This is a genomic window from Rossellomorea sp. NS-SX7, assembly GCF_052828565.1.
In genome coordinates, this window is the sequence record NZ_CM128249.1 from 1,279,976 (window position 1) to 1,294,986 (window position 15,011).

The following is a 15,011-nucleotide window of genomic DNA, read 5'->3' on the forward strand; positions in this document are numbered from 1 at the left end:
GCCATGGCGCAAATGACAATGATTCAAGCAATCACTGATGCACTGCGCACAGAGCTGCGTAACAACGAAGACGTATTAGTTTTTGGTGAAGACGTAGGTCTAAACGGCGGTGTATTCCGTGCAACGGAAGGACTTCAAAAAGAATTCGGCGAAGACCGCGTATTCGATACACCTCTTGCAGAATCCGGAATCGGCGGTTTAGCGATCGGACTAGCATTGGAAGGGTTTCGTCCAGTCCCTGAAATTCAATTCTTCGGTTTCGTATACGAAGTAATGGATTCCATCTCTGGACAAATGGCACGTATGCGTTACCGTTCAGGCGGAACATATACTGCACCAATCACAGTTCGTTCACCATTTGGTGGAGGGGTACATACTCCTGAGCTTCACGCGGACAGCTTAGAAGGCCTAATGGCTCAACAGCCAGGTCTTAAAGTGGTCATTCCTTCAACACCTTATGATGCAAAGGGGTTATTAATTTCATCTATCCGTGATAACGACCCTGTTATCTTCCTTGAGCACATGAAATTATACCGTTCTTTCCGTCAAGAGGTACCTGAAGAGGAGTACACAATTGAACTGGGCAAGGCTGAAGTGAAGCGTGAAGGTAAAGACTTATCCATCATCACTTACGGTGCAATGGTTCATGAATCGATCAAAGCTGCTGATGAACTTGAAAAAGAGGGTTATTCAGTAGAGGTTGTAGACCTGCGTACTGTCAGCCCGCTTGATATCGACACAATCATGGCTTCTGTTGAGAAGACAAACCGTGCAATCGTCGTTCAGGAAGCACAAAAGCAAGCGGGAATCGCTGCAAATGTCGTTGCTGAAATCAATGACCGTGCAATCCTGAGCCTTGAAGCTCCTGTACTTCGAGTAGCAGCACCAGATACAGTTTACTCTTTCTCTCAAGCAGAGCCTGTATGGCTTCCTAACCATAAGGATGTTATCGAAACAGCTAAGAAAGTACTTGAATTTTAATTGATCTACATGAGAAAACAGAAGGGTTCATTCCCTTCTCTTTTCCCGTTTAAGCAGATAATTAGACAGATAAAGATATAAAAAAATTCATCTATATTATTATTCAATACAGGAGGTAGAATCCATGTCTTTCGAATTCAAATTACCGGACATTGGTGAAGGTATCCATGAAGGTGAAATCGTAAAGTGGTTTGTTAAACCTGGCGATAAAGTAGAAGAAGACGATGTACTATGTGAAGTCCAAAATGATAAAGCAGTAGTTGAAATTCCATCTCCAGTTGCTGGAACGGTTGAGGAACTTCTAGTTGATGAAGGAACTGTAGCTGTTGTTGGAGATACATTGATTAAATTCGATGCACCTGGCTATGAAGACCTTCAATTCAAAGGAAGCGACAGCGAAAGCAGTAAGAAAGAGGAAGCTAAAGCAGAAGAAAAAACGGAAGGCCAGGTTCAAGCCACAGCAGAACAAGGTCAAGATGTTGACAAAAACGCTTCTCCTGAAGCTGAAAAAGAAAAAGCTGAAGGTACGGCCGATGTTGAAGTTGATCCAAACAAACGCGTCATTGCTATGCCGTCAGTCCGTAAATATGCAAGGGAAAATGGCGTTGAAATCCGTCAAGTTTCCGGTTCCGGGAAAAACGGCCGTGTAATGAAAGAAGATATCGATTCATTCTTAAGCGGAGGCGGAGCAAAAGCTGAAGCCCCAGCGGCAGAAGAAAAAGCAGAAGAAAAAGCGCCTGCTAAAGAGGAAGCAAAAGCAGCTGCGCCTAAAGCGCCAGAAGGCGACTTCCCAGAAACACGCGAGAAGATGAGTGGAATGCGTAAAGCAATCGCAAAAGCGATGGTTAACTCTAAACACACAGCTCCTCACGTGACGTTGATGGACGAAGTAGATGTTACTAAGCTTTGGGCTCACCGTAAGAAGTTCAAAGAAGTTGCAGCTGAAAAAGGTGTTAAACTGACTTTCTTACCATACATCGTCAAAGCTCTGACAAGTGCACTGCGTGAGTTCCCTGCATTAAATACGTCAATCGATGATTCTACAAGCGAAATCGTCCAAAAACATTACTACAATATCGGTATTGCAGCTGACACAGACAAAGGTCTATTAGTACCGGTTGTGAAAAATGCAGATCGAAAATCAATGTTCTCGATTTCCAATGAAATCAATGAACTCGCTGGTAAAGCACGTGACGGTAAACTTTCAGGTGATGAAATGAAAGGTGCATCATGCACAATCACGAACATCGGTTCTGCCGGCGGTCAATGGTTCACTCCTGTCATCAACCACCCAGAGGTTGCTATTCTTGGAGTAGGCCGTATCGCTGAAAAACCTGTAGTTAAAAATGGTGAAATTGTAGCAGCACCTGTGTTAGCATTATCATTGAGCTTCGATCACCGTATGATTGATGGAGCTACTGCTCAACATGCACTTAACCATATTAAGCGTTTGTTGAACGATCCAGAATTATTATTAATGGAGGCGTAATGCGATGGTAGTAGGAGATTTCCCAATTGAAACAGATACTATAGTAGTTGGTTCAGGTCCTGGAGGATATGTTGCAGCGATCCGTGCAGCACAGCTTGGACAAAAGGTAACAATCATTGAAAAAGAAAACATGGGCGGCGTTTGCTTGAACGTTGGCTGTATCCCATCAAAAGCACTTATCACTGCAGGTCACCGTTTTCATCAAGCACAGCATTCAGATGATATGGGGATCGTTGCAGAGAACGTAAAAGTTAACTTTGATAAGGTTCAAGAATGGAAAGCTGGCGTTGTTAAAAAGCTTACCGGCGGTGTTGAAGGACTTCTAAAAGGCAACAAAGCTGAAATTGTTCGCGGAGAAGCTTACCTTGTAGACCAAAACACATTGCGTGTAATGGACGATAACTCTGCGCAAACATATAAGTTTAAAAACCTGATCCTTGCAACTGGTTCACGTCCGATTGAAATTCCTAGCTTCAAGTTCTCTAAACGCGTTCTTGATTCAACTGGTGCATTGGCACTTGAGGAAATTCCAAGCAAGCTTGTTGTAATCGGAGGAGGTTACATCGGTACTGAGCTTGGTACGGCATACGCTAACTTAGGTTCTGAAGTAACGATTCTTGAAGGTGCTGACGATATCCTAAGTGGATTCGAAAAGCAGATGACAACAGTCGTGAAAAAAGGTCTTAAGAAAAAAGGTGTTGAAGTTGTCACAAAAGCAATGGCTAAAGGCGTTGAAGAAAGTGACAGCGGAGTAGTTGTTAAGTATGAAGTAAAAGGTGAAGAGAAATCTGTCGAAGCAGATTATGTCCTGGTAACAGTTGGGCGTCGTCCTAATACGGATGAAATCGGTCTTGAAGAAGTGGGAATTGAAATGTCAGACCGCGGTGTTATCAAAATTGATAAGCAATGCCGTACGAACATTCCTAACATCTTTGCGATTGGTGATATCGTTGATGGACCACCACTTGCTCATAAAGCATCTTATGAAGGAAAAATCGCTGCTGAGGTAATCGCTGGTGAGCCGGCTGAAATTGATTACCTTGGAATTCCTGCGGTTTGCTTCACAGATCCGGAACTTGCAACAGTAGGCTATTCTGAAGCTGAAGCAAAAGAAGAAGGAATTGAAGTGGTTGCAGCTAAATTCCCATTTGCTGCAAATGGCCGTGCATTGGCTCTTAATTCTTCTGAAGGCTTCATGAAGCTTGTGACTCGTAAAGAAGACGGTCTGATAATCGGAGCTCAAATCGTCGGTTCTGGCGCATCTGACATGATCGCTGAACTTGGTCTTGCGATTGAATCCGGAATGACTGCTGAAGATGTTGCGATGACAATTCATGCTCACCCGACACTTGGAGAAATTTCAATGGAAGCAGCAGAAGTTGCGATGGGAAGCCCTATCCATATCGTGAAGTAACAATCAATAAAAAGATGACCCTGAAATATTCAGGGTCATCTTTTTTTATATTGAGAAAATAAGTTCAGGGCAAGAGAGAGATCACCATTTTTTTATAGCATTAGAAACCGATTTTACAATCGTATCCTTATGTGCTTTTCCTGTGATTTTAGTGACAACTTGATTGTTATCTACAACGACAATGGCAGGGTAGACAGGGGATTGGACTTTTGGGTTGGATTGATCTGAACTGTAATTTACTACTTCGAGGTGTTTGAGATCTTCAGGATATTTGTTCTTAAGTTCTATAATGGCATCATAATATGCAACTTCTTTAGAAATATTTCGTTCATCTGTGAAAAAAATGACTTGTCTTTCTATGAATCTATCCTCTGCCAAAACTACCTTATCTGCTGCTATATCATTGCATGAAGTGAGAAGTAACGCTGTTGATGCTAACATAATCAAGGTAAGTAAATGTTTCATACATCATCCTCTTTTCTTAGCGATGCCCATTAACTTAAGTGATTAATGCGAATAAAGACCTATTCATTGGTCACATTTTATCATATGCCAAAATGGAAAAGGGATAAGTCATTAAAATGTTACAGAAATGAAAAGACATCAATAATGAAAGTAACATTGAAAGAATATACTATGTTAATACATTCAATGGTAAACATACTCAAGATAAAAGGGTGTTTTACATGAAATTTTATGTTGCTTTTCTTATACAGATGATTTTATGGAGTATTTTTTATATTGCAGAATGGATATCTGTCAAAGATCATGTGGAATATAAATGGATCATGTTTGTATTGTTCTTCTATTTAGCTTTTATAGCAGCTAAAAAAATTGTCCAATCCAGAAAGCTCACCTTATTTATAACATCGTTCAGCTTGTCTTGTTTTTTTGCATTTAAACTAATATTTGAGAATATAATGGAAATCTTTTAATTCTTATCCAGTTACGCACAGAATATGTTAAAATATTCAAAGTGAATAATAAAGGGTGAGAATAATGAAGAAGATTATCGCAGCAGGATTGACATTGTTTCTATTGACTGCTTGTTCAAATGAACCTGCCAATGTTTCAAAAGAACCTGCACCGGCTAAAGATTCAGAAGACAAAACAGTGAACATTGAAGAAACAGGTGGTACTGAAACAGAAGATAATCAAGAAGACGCAGCCGTTTCTGAAGAGGCTGAAGAAGTGGTTCAGGAGCCGCAATACAAAATAAATGAAAACAATTGGAGCATTGAACCGATTGCTGATCAAAATGCCAAAGTCGTCCTGTTGACGATCGATGATGCTCCTGATAAACACGCGCTGAAAATGGCTGAAGATTTGAAAGCATTAGATGCCCCTGCAATCTTCTTTGTGAATGGGCATTTTCTTGATACTCCAGAAGAAAAAGAGATCTTGAAAAAAATCCATGACATGGGATTTGTGATAGGCAACCATACGTACAGTCATAGTGCACTGCCGGACCTCTCACCTGAAAAACAAAAAGAAGAGATTATTTCATTGAGTGACCTGGTTGAATCGATTACCGGAGAACGCCCTAAGTTCTTTAGAGCTCCTTTTGGGCAGAATACAGATTACAGCAGACAGATTGCCGCAGAAGAAAAAATGGCCCTTATGAATTGGACATACGGATACGATTGGGAGAAACAGTACCAAACAAAGGAAGCAATCACCGATATCATGATTAACAATCCATACCTAAATAACGGTGCAAACCTCCTCATGCACGACCGCACATGGACCAGCGAAGGCTTGACCGACATCGTAATAGGACTCAGGGAAAAAGGCTACGAAACCCTCGACCCAAATAAAATACAAACACCGTAATTGTAAAAACCTGAATGTATATCGTTCAGGTTTTTTTGTTTGCTCTTTTAAATCTAAATATTGTGATTAGTAGTAGCAATTTTTAAACCTAGAGTGGATTGGAGCTGCAGGCACTTGACTCCTGCGGGATTTGAGGGAAAGTCGAGACCCCGCAGACGGAACGTCGAGGAGGCTCGACTTCCTCCCCGCGGAAAGCAAGTGCCTGCAGCGGAAAGGAACGGTCTATGTTTAAAAGGTAAATGGTGCATTTTGAAAAAACTAACTGATAAAAAGTAATAATATCCGTTATGAGAGGATCAACAAGAGCATATCATTCAATAATATGACTAATTAAAAGAAAAATATTTTAAATATGTTATACAATTTAAGGTTGATTTTTTAAATGTGTTATATTATTATAGAGTCAGTTAAGATAAAACGCTTACAAAACATCATTAAAGGAGAGGAAAAAAGATGGGAACAATTGTTTGTCAATCATGCCTTAACACAATTGAACATTACGAAGATGAGAAGGTTTCTGTTTTATTCTCTAATTGCTGCGAATGTAATGATGATGTAGAAATAGACGATTAATCTTTACAGGGTTTGCGGAGGCAGTTCAGACTTAAAGGGGTAAACATATAGTGAAAGGTGAAGAAGATCAATCTTCTTCACCTTTTTATTTTGTTTCAAACCAATTGAAAAGACCCCATCTTGATTGATGGGGTCCGGGAAGGGGATGGATTATCTGATCGCACGATGTTCCTTTATTACTCTTAAGTGTCTAAGATCATAATCCTCTGGCCCCTGAACGGGCAAGCCTGCTTCGATATTGGTCTTGATGTAATGGATGTTTTCTTTTGTAATGATCTCTCCAGGTATGAAAATAGGAATGCCTGGAGGATAAACCATGATGAACTCTGCGATCGTTCGTCCGGCAGAATCATCAATCGGGATGACCTCTGTTTCTGCATAGAAGGCATCGCGTGGAGTAATTGCCAGAACAGGGATATCAGGCAGCATAACGGTTACCGGAGTGATATCTCCGTGCTTTTTTAATTGATTCGCCAGTTCCCGTAAGGCGCTGACTAATTGATTGCCTTCCATGTCAGTATCCCCAGGAGTAATGATGCAGAGGATGTTATAAAGGTCGGACATTTCGACTTCTATGTTATAAGCTTCCCTCAGCCATTTTTCAGCGTCAAACCCACTGATACCCAGTTCTTTTACCGATACGATCAATTTTGTAGGGTCATAATCATGTGTAGCCTTAGTGCCGAGAATCTCTTTACCTACACAATAAAGGCCGTCGATCGTATTGATTTCATCCCTGATTCTTTCGGCCAGATTTATGGTCGAACTGATCAGCTCATGTCCTTCGGTCGCCAGGCGCTTTCTTGCTACATCCAATGAAGCCAGCAGCAGGTATGAAGTGGATGTTGTCGTCAGCATGCTTAAGATGGTTTGGACCCTTTTAGGGGAAACAAGACCCTCTTTCATGTTCAGGACGGAGCTTTGTGTCATCGATCCCCCAAGCTTGTGTACGCTTGTAGCGGCAAGGTCTGCACCCGCCTGCATGGCAGAGAGGGGTAAATCATCGTGAAAATGGATGTGGACCCCATGGGCTTCATCCACCAGGACGGGAACATCGTATGAATGAGCGATTTCAACGATTTTCTTTAAATCGGCAGAAATACCAAAATATGTTGGATTGATGACAAGAACGCCCTTGGCATCAGGGTGCTGCTCCAATGCCTTAGCAACTGCATCTGTAGTAATTCCATGGGAAATCCCCAAATCTTCGTCAATGTCTGGATGAATGAAGATCGGAGTTGCTCCTGAGAAAACAATTGCGGACATGACAGACTTGTGCACGTTTCTTGGAACGATGATTTTATCTCCAGGTCCGCATACGCTCATGACCATGGTCATGATGGCCCCGCTTGTTCCTTGTACCGAGAAGAATGTATGGTCAGCACCAAAAGCTTCTGCAGCAAGGTCCTGTGCTTTTTTGATCATTCCCTTTGGCTGATGCAAATCATCAAGGGGACCGATGTTAATCAAATCGATACTCAAGGCATTTTCCCCGATGAATTCTTTGAATTCGGGATCCATTCCAGCGCCTTTCTTATGCCCGGGGATGTGAAACTGTACTGGATTCTTTTTGCTATGTTCAATTAAGCCGGTAAATAACGGCGTTTCATATTGAGACAATTCATTCAACACCTCTTTGATATGTTTGTGTATATTTACAATGATCAACTGATATCGGAAAAAAGCTATGATAGTCTTTTTCAAACAAAAGAATTATAGCATTTAGGTTTTTCTTTGCATAGTGGTATTTGCCCATACTTTATTCATTTTAAGCATCTTGAAGGAAATTATTTGTTTTATAAAGAATACGTGTAGTGTAGGAGGGATAAAAGTGAATTGGACGACTCGAGTAACTGAATTATTAAACATTAAATATCCCATCATTCAGGGAGGGCTTGCTCACCTGGCATATGCAGAACTTGCAGCTGCAGTATCGAATGCCGGGGGACTTGGGCAAATAACTGCAATGTCCCTTGATCATCCTGATGAGTTGAGGGAAGAGATCAGGAAAGTGAAGAAGTTGACTGATAAGCCTTTTGGTGTCAATTTTGCCATTGGGCAGCATGGACGGCCATTCGAGAAATTCGTTGAGGCAGCCATTGAAGAGGATGTTCCCGTTGTCTCAATAACTGGAGGGAACCCTGCGCCGTTATTTAAGCAATTGGAGGGGACGGGAATCATCAAGCTGGTACTGGTTGCTTCTAAAAGGCAGGCGATAAAAGCTGAACAGCTTGGTGCGGATGCTGTCATGGCGGTCGGCCATGAGGGTGGTGGCCATTTAGGCAAAGACGATATAGGAACGTTTGTCTTGATTCCTGGAGTAGTTGACGCAGTATCGATACCAGTCATTGCCTCGGGAGGTATAGGTGATGGAAGAGGATTGATGGCGGCACTGTGTTTCGGGGCTGAGGGAATAGAAATGGGCACAAGGTTTATTGCGACCAGGGAGTGTGTGCACGCATCTGAAGATTATAAAAGAGCCTTGTTAGAGGGGAGCGAGAATGATACAGTAGTGATTAAACGTCCTCTCGGTGCACCGGCACGAGCCATTTCGAATTCCTGGACCGACAAAATCCTGCAGGAAGAACAAACCGGATCAGGATATGAAGGGTTAAAGACGCTGATCAGCGGGGAAGCTAATAAGCGTTATATATATAACGGAGCCAGTGAAGAGGGGTTTGGATGGGCCGGTCAGGTCATGGGGTTGATAACGGATATCCCGACCGTTGATTGCCTGATTCAGAGAATGGTCAGCGAGGCAGAAAGAATCCGCAGTAGATGGAATTAATCAAGGAGTTGTTGTACAAATGGAATATCAATATCCTTTATCCATAGATTGGTCAACCGAAGAAGTTATCGATGTCATTTCGTTCTTTGAAGCGGTTGAAAAAGCGTATGAAAAAGGAATTAAAAAAGAGGACCTGATGGTTCGTTACCGAAAATTCAAGGAAATTGTCCCGAGTAAATCGGAGGAGAAAAAGGTCTGCGGTGAATTTGAAGAATCGAGTGGATACTCCTCTTACCATGTAGTGAAAAAAATGAAAGAAGCCGGTGAAGCCGACTTGATCTCCATGAAGTAAAACGACAGCCTGCAGGCTGTCGTTTTTTTAACATACAAAGTGGGTTTAGTTCATTTTATAAAGGGGTAAAAGTGTTTCAAAGACACTATCAATTTTATGGATCAGCTCATCACCGCTTAGTTCAGTCACTGTTTCCCGATCCAAGTGAAGACCGCACAGCAGTTCAGCTTTCTTTACTTTTTGTACTCTTTCACATAATGAGATGAATTCGTCCCGGGACATGGAAGAAAAAGGTACAGCTTCAGGCTTTGTATGATCACCAGACCATACATAGCCTGGAGGAATAATCGTTCTTATCTTATCAGCATTTTCTTCAGCTTTTTTACCGAATTCTGCTTTGTGTGGAGCTTCATAAATCATTGCGAACCAGATGAATAAATGGGTTTCCCATAAACCTATTTGAAAGTGAGGGTGTTTTTTATAGCCGCGTTTATTATCGGCAAAGGCCACCCAGGTATCATCTGGCGGGTTAACTGACCGGCGTGCGTGCTTAGCCACATGATAGAACATCTCATTTCCGGTTAACGTGCTGAGGACAGGTGAGAAGTACTCACCCAAATATTCAAGTTTGGGACGTACTTGCTCTTGAATGGCTTCCATTCTATTTTCTAATCCATTAATTGTGAACACATCAAAATCTTTGTTGCTGAATCCGTTGAACTTCATTATGCAGCCTCCTTATCTAATGGTCATATTTTAACACATGGATATAGGTTAAATGTAGTAATGAGCTTGTTCATTGGGTGTCTGCACATTTTAGTTACAAGATGAGATGAAATTTCATAATATGTATTAAATATTATCAGAACAATCAGATAAATCGAAAAACACGGAAGGGGTGCATGGCCTTGAAACAAGTAATGAACACGTCAAAAAAACGTGATGTTCAACAACAGCGTTTAAATGTATTAAGACTCGAAATGGATTATGAGCTAGCTGTATTGTTCGAAGCTATTCAAACAAAAAACAAAGAAAACCAGACAAAGTCTAAAGAAAAGCTGATGAATATTAGGGAAGAATTAATGAAAATGAAAGCTTTATAACGTTTTGCCTTAGAGAGGGTATAAAGATGAGTGTATTAAAATTTCAAAATTGAAGGCGAACTCCTATTTACATAAGTAGAGTTCGCTTTTTTTGTCAGCTTTTAAAAGGTGCGATAAGAGTGAATAACTTGAATCCTCCCTTTTTTTCCATTAAGCTAAAGAGCTATAGGAACATCAGTGATTCGTAATGAAAAAACGGTTTAAGGGTAAAAATAAGTCGATAAAATAAGTACTGTCAGAATGTTTTCACTTAGTATTGGAGGTCAATAGTGTGACAAATTGGAAAGAAGTAGACCAGAATGTTAGAGCTTGGATCATGGAAGCAGGGAAGACGATCCGAGAGTCTTTTAAGTCTGAATTGAATATTAAAACAAAATCCAACCGCAATGATTTGGTAACGGACATGGATGAGGCGACTGAGCGCTATTTCATAGAAAAAATCCGGGGTACATATCAAGACCACAAAATACTCGGTGAAGAAGGATTTGGAGACGAACTGAAGGATTTATCAGGGGTGACATGGATTATCGACCCGATAGACGGGACGATGAATTTTGTCCATCAACAAAGGAACTTTGCTATCTCAATAGGTGTTTATGAAAATCAGGCGGGGATGCTTGGGTATATCTATGATGTCGTTCATGATGAGCTGTATCATGCAGAGCGCGGCAGTGGAGCTTATATGAACGATGTGAAGCTTCCGTCGCTTAGCGAGGTACCAGTCGAAGATTCTGTCATTGCCTTAAATGCTCAGTGGATGACAACTAATAAACGCATCGATCCAACAGTGTTAGCTCCTTTGGTTCAAAAGGTAAGAGGCACCCGGTCATACGGATCAGCCGCGATTGAAATGGCATATATCGCTTCCGGAAGGTTGGATGCATACATCAGTATGCGGTTAGCACCTTGGGATTTTGCGGCCGGCAAGATCCTGATTGAAGAAGTGGGCGGGGTTGTAACGGATTTAGAAGGGGAAGATTTGAACCCGCTGAAAAAGAGTTCTTTATTTGTAGGTAAACCCGGCCTGCACGGCAAGATCCTGAACGAATATCTTAAGAGCTGATTCCGTTGGATGAATAGCAGAAATCAAAAAAGCTGAATGAACTTATCATTCAGCTTTTTTTGCTTAATATTTATAGCCTGCCTTCTTCACGGTATCTCTTTTTCGTAGTGAATCCGAACCCCATGATAATGGTGAGTGCGACTAAGCTGCCCGCTGCTAGCAGAGGGCTTGCCAGACTTATTGAGATGGCGATGCCCATCAGTGATACGGCAGCCAAAAGAGAATACAGTACGAAAATCCATTTGATATTACCCATCTTAACACCTCCGGTAATATGTATTTCATCAATCGTTATACCAAAACTAATTAGCTGATGAAACTGCTTACTTAAATTCTACCAGAGGCTTAAAAATGTGCAATGGCAAAATTTAATGAGCTGTACCGTGCTGAATGGAAAAGTGCTGTGTTTATAGTGGGAGTGTCCATGCAATATTTATTAGGGATTTCAGCCGCGCTGTGCTATAATGGTCTAGTTGAACAGAAATATCCTTATCTTTAGCCTTCTAGGAAAGAAATCCAATATATTCAGGAGTGGAAATATGAACTTAAGAAATGATCTTAGAAATATTGCTATCATCGCTCACGTTGACCACGGAAAAACAACTTTAGTGGACGAGCTATTAAAGCAATCTGGAATCTTCCGTGAAAATGAGCAGGTTTCAGAACGTGCAATGGATTCAAATGATTTGGAAAGAGAACGCGGTATTACGATCTTAGCGAAAAATACTGCTATTCAATATAAAGATTCACGCATCAACATTCTTGACACACCAGGACACGCAGACTTCGGAGGCGAAGTAGAACGTATCATGAAGATGGTAGATGGTGTTTTACTTGTTGTGGACGCATATGAAGGGTGTATGCCTCAGACTCGTTTTGTTCTTAAAAAAGCGCTTGAACAAAATCTTACACCAATCGTTGTTGTCAATAAAATTGACAAGCCATCAGCACGTCCAGAAGAAGTCATCGATGAAGTATTAGAGTTATTCATTGAATTGGATGCGAATGATGAACAGCTCGAATTCCCGGTTGTATATGCTTCTGCTATCAATGGTACAGCAAGCGTTGACCCGGATCCGGAAAAACAAGACGAAAACATGCAGTGTTTATATGACTCAATCATCGAGCACATCCCTGCACCAGTCGATAATTCCGAAGAACCGCTTCAATTCCAGGTAGCACTTCTTGACTATAATGATTATGTCGGCCGTATTGGGATCGGCCGTGTGTTCAGAGGGACGATGAAGGTTGGTCAACAGGTAGCCCTGATGAAGCTTGACGGCTCTGTGAAGCAGTTCCGTGTTACGAAAATCTTCGGTTTCTTTGGATTAAAGCGTGAAGAAATCCAAGAAGCAAAAGCCGGTGATTTGATCGCAGTTTCCGGAATGGAAGATATTAACGTTGGTGAGACGGTTTGTCCGGTTGAACATCAAGATCAACTACCGGTCCTTCGTATTGACGAGCCAACACTCCAAATGACATTCCTAGTAAACAACAGCCCGTTTGCAGGAAGAGAAGGTAAATATGTTACTTCAAGAAAAATTGAAGAGAGGCTTCTTGCTCAGCTTCAAACTGATGTAAGCTTACGCGTTGAGCCGACAGATTCACCTGATGCGTGGACGGTTTCAGGCCGTGGAGAGCTCCATCTTTCCATCCTGATTGAAAACATGCGTCGTGAAGGATACGAGTTACAAGTATCTAAGCCACAAGTAATCATCAAGGAAGTTGATGGTGTTCAGTGTGAGCCTGTAGAGCGTGTTCAAATCGATATTCCGGAAGAATATATGGGCGGTGTCATTGAATCACTTGGTCAGCGTAAAGGTGAAATGCTTGATATGGTGAACAATGGTAATGGTCAAGTCCGTTTAATCTTCATGGTCCCTGCTCGTGGATTAATCGGTTATTCAACAGAGTTTATGACCCTTACACGTGGATATGGTATCATCAACCACACATTTGACAGCTATCAGCCGCTTCAAAAAGGCCGTGTCGGCGGACGTCGTCAAGGAGTATTGGTTTCAATGGAAACAGGAAAAGCATCACAATACGGAATCATGCAAGTGGAAGACCGCGGAATCATCTTTGTTGAAGCAGGTACTGAAATTTATGGCGGTATGATCGTTGGTGAGCATACAAGAGAAAATGATATTACCGTTAATATCACGAAGGTTAAACAAGCGACAAACGTTCGTTCTGCAAACAAGGATCAAACCGTTACGATTAAGAAGGCAAGGATCATGACGCTTGAAGAATCGCTTGAATATCTGAACGATGACGAGTATTGTGAAGTAACACCTGAATCAATCCGTCTCCGTAAAAAAATTCTTGATAAGAATGAACGTGAAAGAGCGGAAAAAAAGAGCAAAGTGTCTCAATAAACTAAGTGAAGGGGGAGCTGGAGATGGATGTAACAGAACGTTTATCCTTTTTCGCATCCCTTTACCGTGTCGATCAAAATGCGGAATTGGGAATGTGGCTTCTTTACTTAACCATTGTAGGACTCTCGATTTTAGTTTATAAACTTGGTTTTGCCAAAAAGCTGCCGCTGGGTAAATCGATTGTGATTTATTTATTCTTAATCGTCGGATGTACGGTTCTGACGTTTTTAGGGATCTTTTTACCGGTTGCCGAGGGTCTTGTGGTAGCGGCTCTTATATTGATCATTTATAAGGTCCGCCTGAACAATGAAAAGAAAAAAGGAAATGTATAATAAAAAGCTGCGGTCTTTTGATGACCGCAGCTTTTTCATTATGAAGATTTTCTTTTTGATCTCTGTACTGCACCATAAAAAAGCGGCAGTGAAACTGCGTATACGAGATGACCAATGAACCATAGTGAAATCCCTGAAGGGTCATTCGCCTCCGGGACATCCTTGATGGCAAGGGTTGAAAGTGGAAAATACAAAAGGAACGCGGGCAAGGTCAGGGCAAATGCCAAAACCCATACCTCCTTGCCGGAAAGGTGGATTTGATCAATCAGGAAGACAAATACAAACCCGATCAAACAGGAAATGATTAAGTGGAACATGAATTCAGCCCATTCATTCCATTGGATGTCCCCTATATAAGGGATGAAATCAACATTCAGAAGAAGTACGTATACTTTTATACCAGTCAGGGACTGCAGGAGCTTAAGGAATACCCCCAGAACGATTCCGGAAGCTATCCCGATCCCTACCCCCTCGATGGAATGTTTAGAAGTCATCTTCTACTTTTGGTGAACGATATAAATTGAAATTGCCGGTTGCGGCCCGTTCTTCCGTTTTTTTCGTGATTCTTTTGTGACAGGAGTCACACATGTAAGTGTGTATTGGCCTGTTTCGCAGCCTTTTCGCTTCCAAAGAATAATCGTCAATATTTTCTATAACTTCACATAAAGCACATTTTACACGCATTTGAACACCCCATTGCTTTTTCTCTCATAAGATATCTTTCTTCAGTATATCATGTAGTATGGGCTAATGCCTTCATTTACTTTACGCTTTTGTTTGTTTAATACTTCATTAATTGATGTATAATGATATCGAAAGAAAAAA

The 15,011-nt window shown here is 41.4% G+C and carries 17 protein-coding genes; 11 read left to right on the forward strand and 6 right to left on the reverse strand.

Going from position 1 to position 15,011, the window contains the following annotated elements; genetic code table 11:
* Positions 1 to 3 precede the first annotated feature (3 nt).
* From ACUXV2_RS06250 to lpdA, 3 genes are all read left to right on the forward strand, one after another.
* Positions 4 to 981: an alpha-ketoacid dehydrogenase subunit beta gene (locus ACUXV2_RS06250; protein ID WP_446246180.1), complete on the forward strand. Its 978-nt coding sequence runs from the start codon at positions 4 to 6 to the stop codon at positions 979 to 981.
* A 124-nt stretch (positions 982 to 1,105) separates the two neighbouring features.
* A complete protein-coding gene (locus ACUXV2_RS06255; RefSeq protein ID WP_446246181.1) occupies positions 1,106 to 2,470 on the forward strand; it encodes a dihydrolipoamide acetyltransferase family protein in 1,365 nt (454 codons plus the stop codon).
* A gap of 4 nt (positions 2,471 to 2,474) precedes the next feature.
* Positions 2,475 to 3,884, forward strand: coding sequence for a dihydrolipoyl dehydrogenase (gene lpdA, locus ACUXV2_RS06260; RefSeq protein ID WP_446246182.1), 1,410 nt, complete (start codon positions 2,475 to 2,477; stop codon positions 3,882 to 3,884).
* An 81-nt stretch (positions 3,885 to 3,965) separates the two neighbouring features.
* Here the strand turns inward: lpdA and ACUXV2_RS06265 are convergent, their stop codons facing one another.
* Positions 3,966 to 4,349 carry a hypothetical protein gene (locus ACUXV2_RS06265; protein WP_446246183.1) on the reverse strand — a complete coding sequence of 128 codons (384 nt, stop codon included), beginning with the start codon at positions 4,347 to 4,349 and terminating at the stop codon, positions 3,966 to 3,968.
* Between the two features lie 534 nt (positions 4,350 to 4,883).
* Between ACUXV2_RS06265 and ACUXV2_RS06270 the strand changes: the two genes are divergently transcribed.
* A complete protein-coding gene (locus ACUXV2_RS06270; RefSeq protein WP_446246184.1) occupies positions 4,884 to 5,717 on the forward strand; it encodes a polysaccharide deacetylase family protein in 834 nt (277 codons plus the stop codon).
* Positions 5,718 to 6,170: 453 nt separating this feature from the next.
* Positions 6,171 to 6,290, forward strand: coding sequence for a GapA-binding peptide SR1P (locus ACUXV2_RS06275; RefSeq protein ID WP_074439988.1), 120 nt, complete (start codon positions 6,171 to 6,173; stop codon positions 6,288 to 6,290).
* 150 nt (positions 6,291 to 6,440) lie between these two features.
* Here the strand turns inward: ACUXV2_RS06275 and ACUXV2_RS06280 are convergent, their stop codons facing one another.
* The gene (locus ACUXV2_RS06280; RefSeq protein ID WP_446246185.1) at positions 6,441 to 7,910 is read right to left on the reverse strand and encodes an aminotransferase class I/II-fold pyridoxal phosphate-dependent enzyme; all 1,470 of its coding nucleotides are present in this window, start codon (positions 7,908 to 7,910) and stop codon (positions 6,441 to 6,443) included.
* Positions 7,911 to 8,115: 205 nt separating this feature from the next.
* Here ACUXV2_RS06280 and ACUXV2_RS06285 point away from each other — a divergent pair, with 205 nt between their 5' ends.
* Positions 8,116 to 9,078, forward strand: a complete 963-nt coding sequence (locus ACUXV2_RS06285; protein WP_446247007.1) for an NAD(P)H-dependent flavin oxidoreductase — start codon at positions 8,116 to 8,118, stop codon at positions 9,076 to 9,078.
* A 19-nt stretch (positions 9,079 to 9,097) separates the two neighbouring features.
* Complete coding sequence (locus tag ACUXV2_RS06290) at positions 9,098 to 9,370, forward strand: UPF0223 family protein (RefSeq protein ID WP_446246186.1); 273 nt, start codon at positions 9,098 to 9,100, stop codon at positions 9,368 to 9,370.
* A 45-nt stretch (positions 9,371 to 9,415) separates the two neighbouring features.
* Here ACUXV2_RS06290 and ACUXV2_RS06295 read toward each other — a convergent pair whose 3' ends face one another.
* Positions 9,416 to 10,036, reverse strand: a complete 621-nt coding sequence (locus tag ACUXV2_RS06295) for a YktB family protein (protein WP_446246187.1) — start codon at positions 10,034 to 10,036, stop codon at positions 9,416 to 9,418.
* A gap of 176 nt (positions 10,037 to 10,212) precedes the next feature.
* On the opposite strand from ACUXV2_RS06295, the gene ACUXV2_RS06300 reads away from it, so the two are divergent.
* Complete coding sequence (locus ACUXV2_RS06300; protein WP_446246188.1) at positions 10,213 to 10,413, forward strand: hypothetical protein; 201 nt, start codon at positions 10,213 to 10,215, stop codon at positions 10,411 to 10,413.
* Between the two features lie 271 nt (positions 10,414 to 10,684).
* Positions 10,685 to 11,476, forward strand: coding sequence for an inositol monophosphatase family protein (locus ACUXV2_RS06305; protein WP_446246189.1), 792 nt, complete (start codon positions 10,685 to 10,687; stop codon positions 11,474 to 11,476).
* A 70-nt stretch (positions 11,477 to 11,546) separates the two neighbouring features.
* Here the strand turns inward: ACUXV2_RS06305 and ACUXV2_RS06310 are convergent, their stop codons facing one another.
* Positions 11,547 to 11,732, reverse strand: a complete 186-nt coding sequence (locus ACUXV2_RS06310; protein ID WP_446246190.1) for a YlaF family protein — start codon at positions 11,730 to 11,732, stop codon at positions 11,547 to 11,549.
* Positions 11,733 to 12,015: 283 nt separating this feature from the next.
* Here ACUXV2_RS06310 and typA point away from each other — a divergent pair, with 283 nt between their 5' ends.
* Both typA and ACUXV2_RS06320 read left to right on the forward strand, forming a co-directional pair.
* Complete coding sequence (gene typA / locus ACUXV2_RS06315; protein ID WP_446246191.1) at positions 12,016 to 13,854, forward strand: translational GTPase TypA; 1,839 nt, start codon at positions 12,016 to 12,018, stop codon at positions 13,852 to 13,854.
* A 23-nt stretch (positions 13,855 to 13,877) separates the two neighbouring features.
* Positions 13,878 to 14,186 carry a YlaH-like family protein gene (locus tag ACUXV2_RS06320; RefSeq protein ID WP_446246192.1) on the forward strand — a complete coding sequence of 103 codons (309 nt, stop codon included), beginning with the start codon at positions 13,878 to 13,880 and terminating at the stop codon, positions 14,184 to 14,186.
* Positions 14,187 to 14,224: 38 nt separating this feature from the next.
* Here ACUXV2_RS06320 and ACUXV2_RS06325 read toward each other — a convergent pair whose 3' ends face one another.
* Entirely contained in the window at positions 14,225 to 14,680 is a 456-nt protein-coding gene (locus ACUXV2_RS06325) for a hypothetical protein (protein WP_446246193.1), read from the reverse strand.
* Positions 14,670 to 14,870, reverse strand: a complete 201-nt coding sequence (locus tag ACUXV2_RS06330) for a YlaI family protein (protein WP_446246194.1) — start codon at positions 14,868 to 14,870, stop codon at positions 14,670 to 14,672. Before ACUXV2_RS06330 ends, ACUXV2_RS06325 begins: the two co-directional genes overlap by 11 nt.
* Positions 14,871 to 15,011: the final 141 nt, after the last annotated feature.

Coding starts and splice junctions, on each gene's coding strand:
- ACUXV2_RS06265 (WP_446246183.1), bottom strand. CDS start 4,349: ATGAAACATTTACTTACCTTGATTATGTTAGCATCAACAGCGTTACTT.
- typA (WP_446246191.1), top strand. CDS start 12,016: ATGAACTTAAGAAATGATCTTAGAAATATTGCTATCATCGCTCACGTT.
- ACUXV2_RS06320 (WP_446246192.1), top strand. CDS start 13,878: ATGGATGTAACAGAACGTTTATCCTTTTTCGCATCCCTTTACCGTGTC.
- ACUXV2_RS06310 (WP_446246190.1), bottom strand. CDS start 11,732: ATGGGTAATATCAAATGGATTTTCGTACTGTATTCTCTTTTGGCTGCC.
- lpdA (WP_446246182.1), top strand. CDS start 2,475: ATGGTAGTAGGAGATTTCCCAATTGAAACAGATACTATAGTAGTTGGT.
- ACUXV2_RS06300 (WP_446246188.1), top strand. CDS start 10,213: ATGGCCTTGAAACAAGTAATGAACACGTCAAAAAAACGTGATGTTCAA.
- ACUXV2_RS06270 (WP_446246184.1), top strand. CDS start 4,884: ATGAAGAAGATTATCGCAGCAGGATTGACATTGTTTCTATTGACTGCT.
- ACUXV2_RS06295 (WP_446246187.1), bottom strand. CDS start 10,036: ATGAAGTTCAACGGATTCAGCAACAAAGATTTTGATGTGTTCACAATT.
- ACUXV2_RS06275 (WP_074439988.1), top strand. CDS start 6,171: ATGGGAACAATTGTTTGTCAATCATGCCTTAACACAATTGAACATTAC.
- ACUXV2_RS06250 (WP_446246180.1), top strand. CDS start 4: ATGGCGCAAATGACAATGATTCAAGCAATCACTGATGCACTGCGCACA.
- ACUXV2_RS06330 (WP_446246194.1), bottom strand. CDS start 14,870: ATGCGTGTAAAATGTGCTTTATGTGAAGTTATAGAAAATATTGACGAT.
- ACUXV2_RS06290 (WP_446246186.1), top strand. CDS start 9,098: ATGGAATATCAATATCCTTTATCCATAGATTGGTCAACCGAAGAAGTT.
- ACUXV2_RS06325 (WP_446246193.1), bottom strand. CDS start 14,680: ATGACTTCTAAACATTCCATCGAGGGGGTAGGGATCGGGATAGCTTCC.
- ACUXV2_RS06255 (WP_446246181.1), top strand. CDS start 1,106: ATGTCTTTCGAATTCAAATTACCGGACATTGGTGAAGGTATCCATGAA.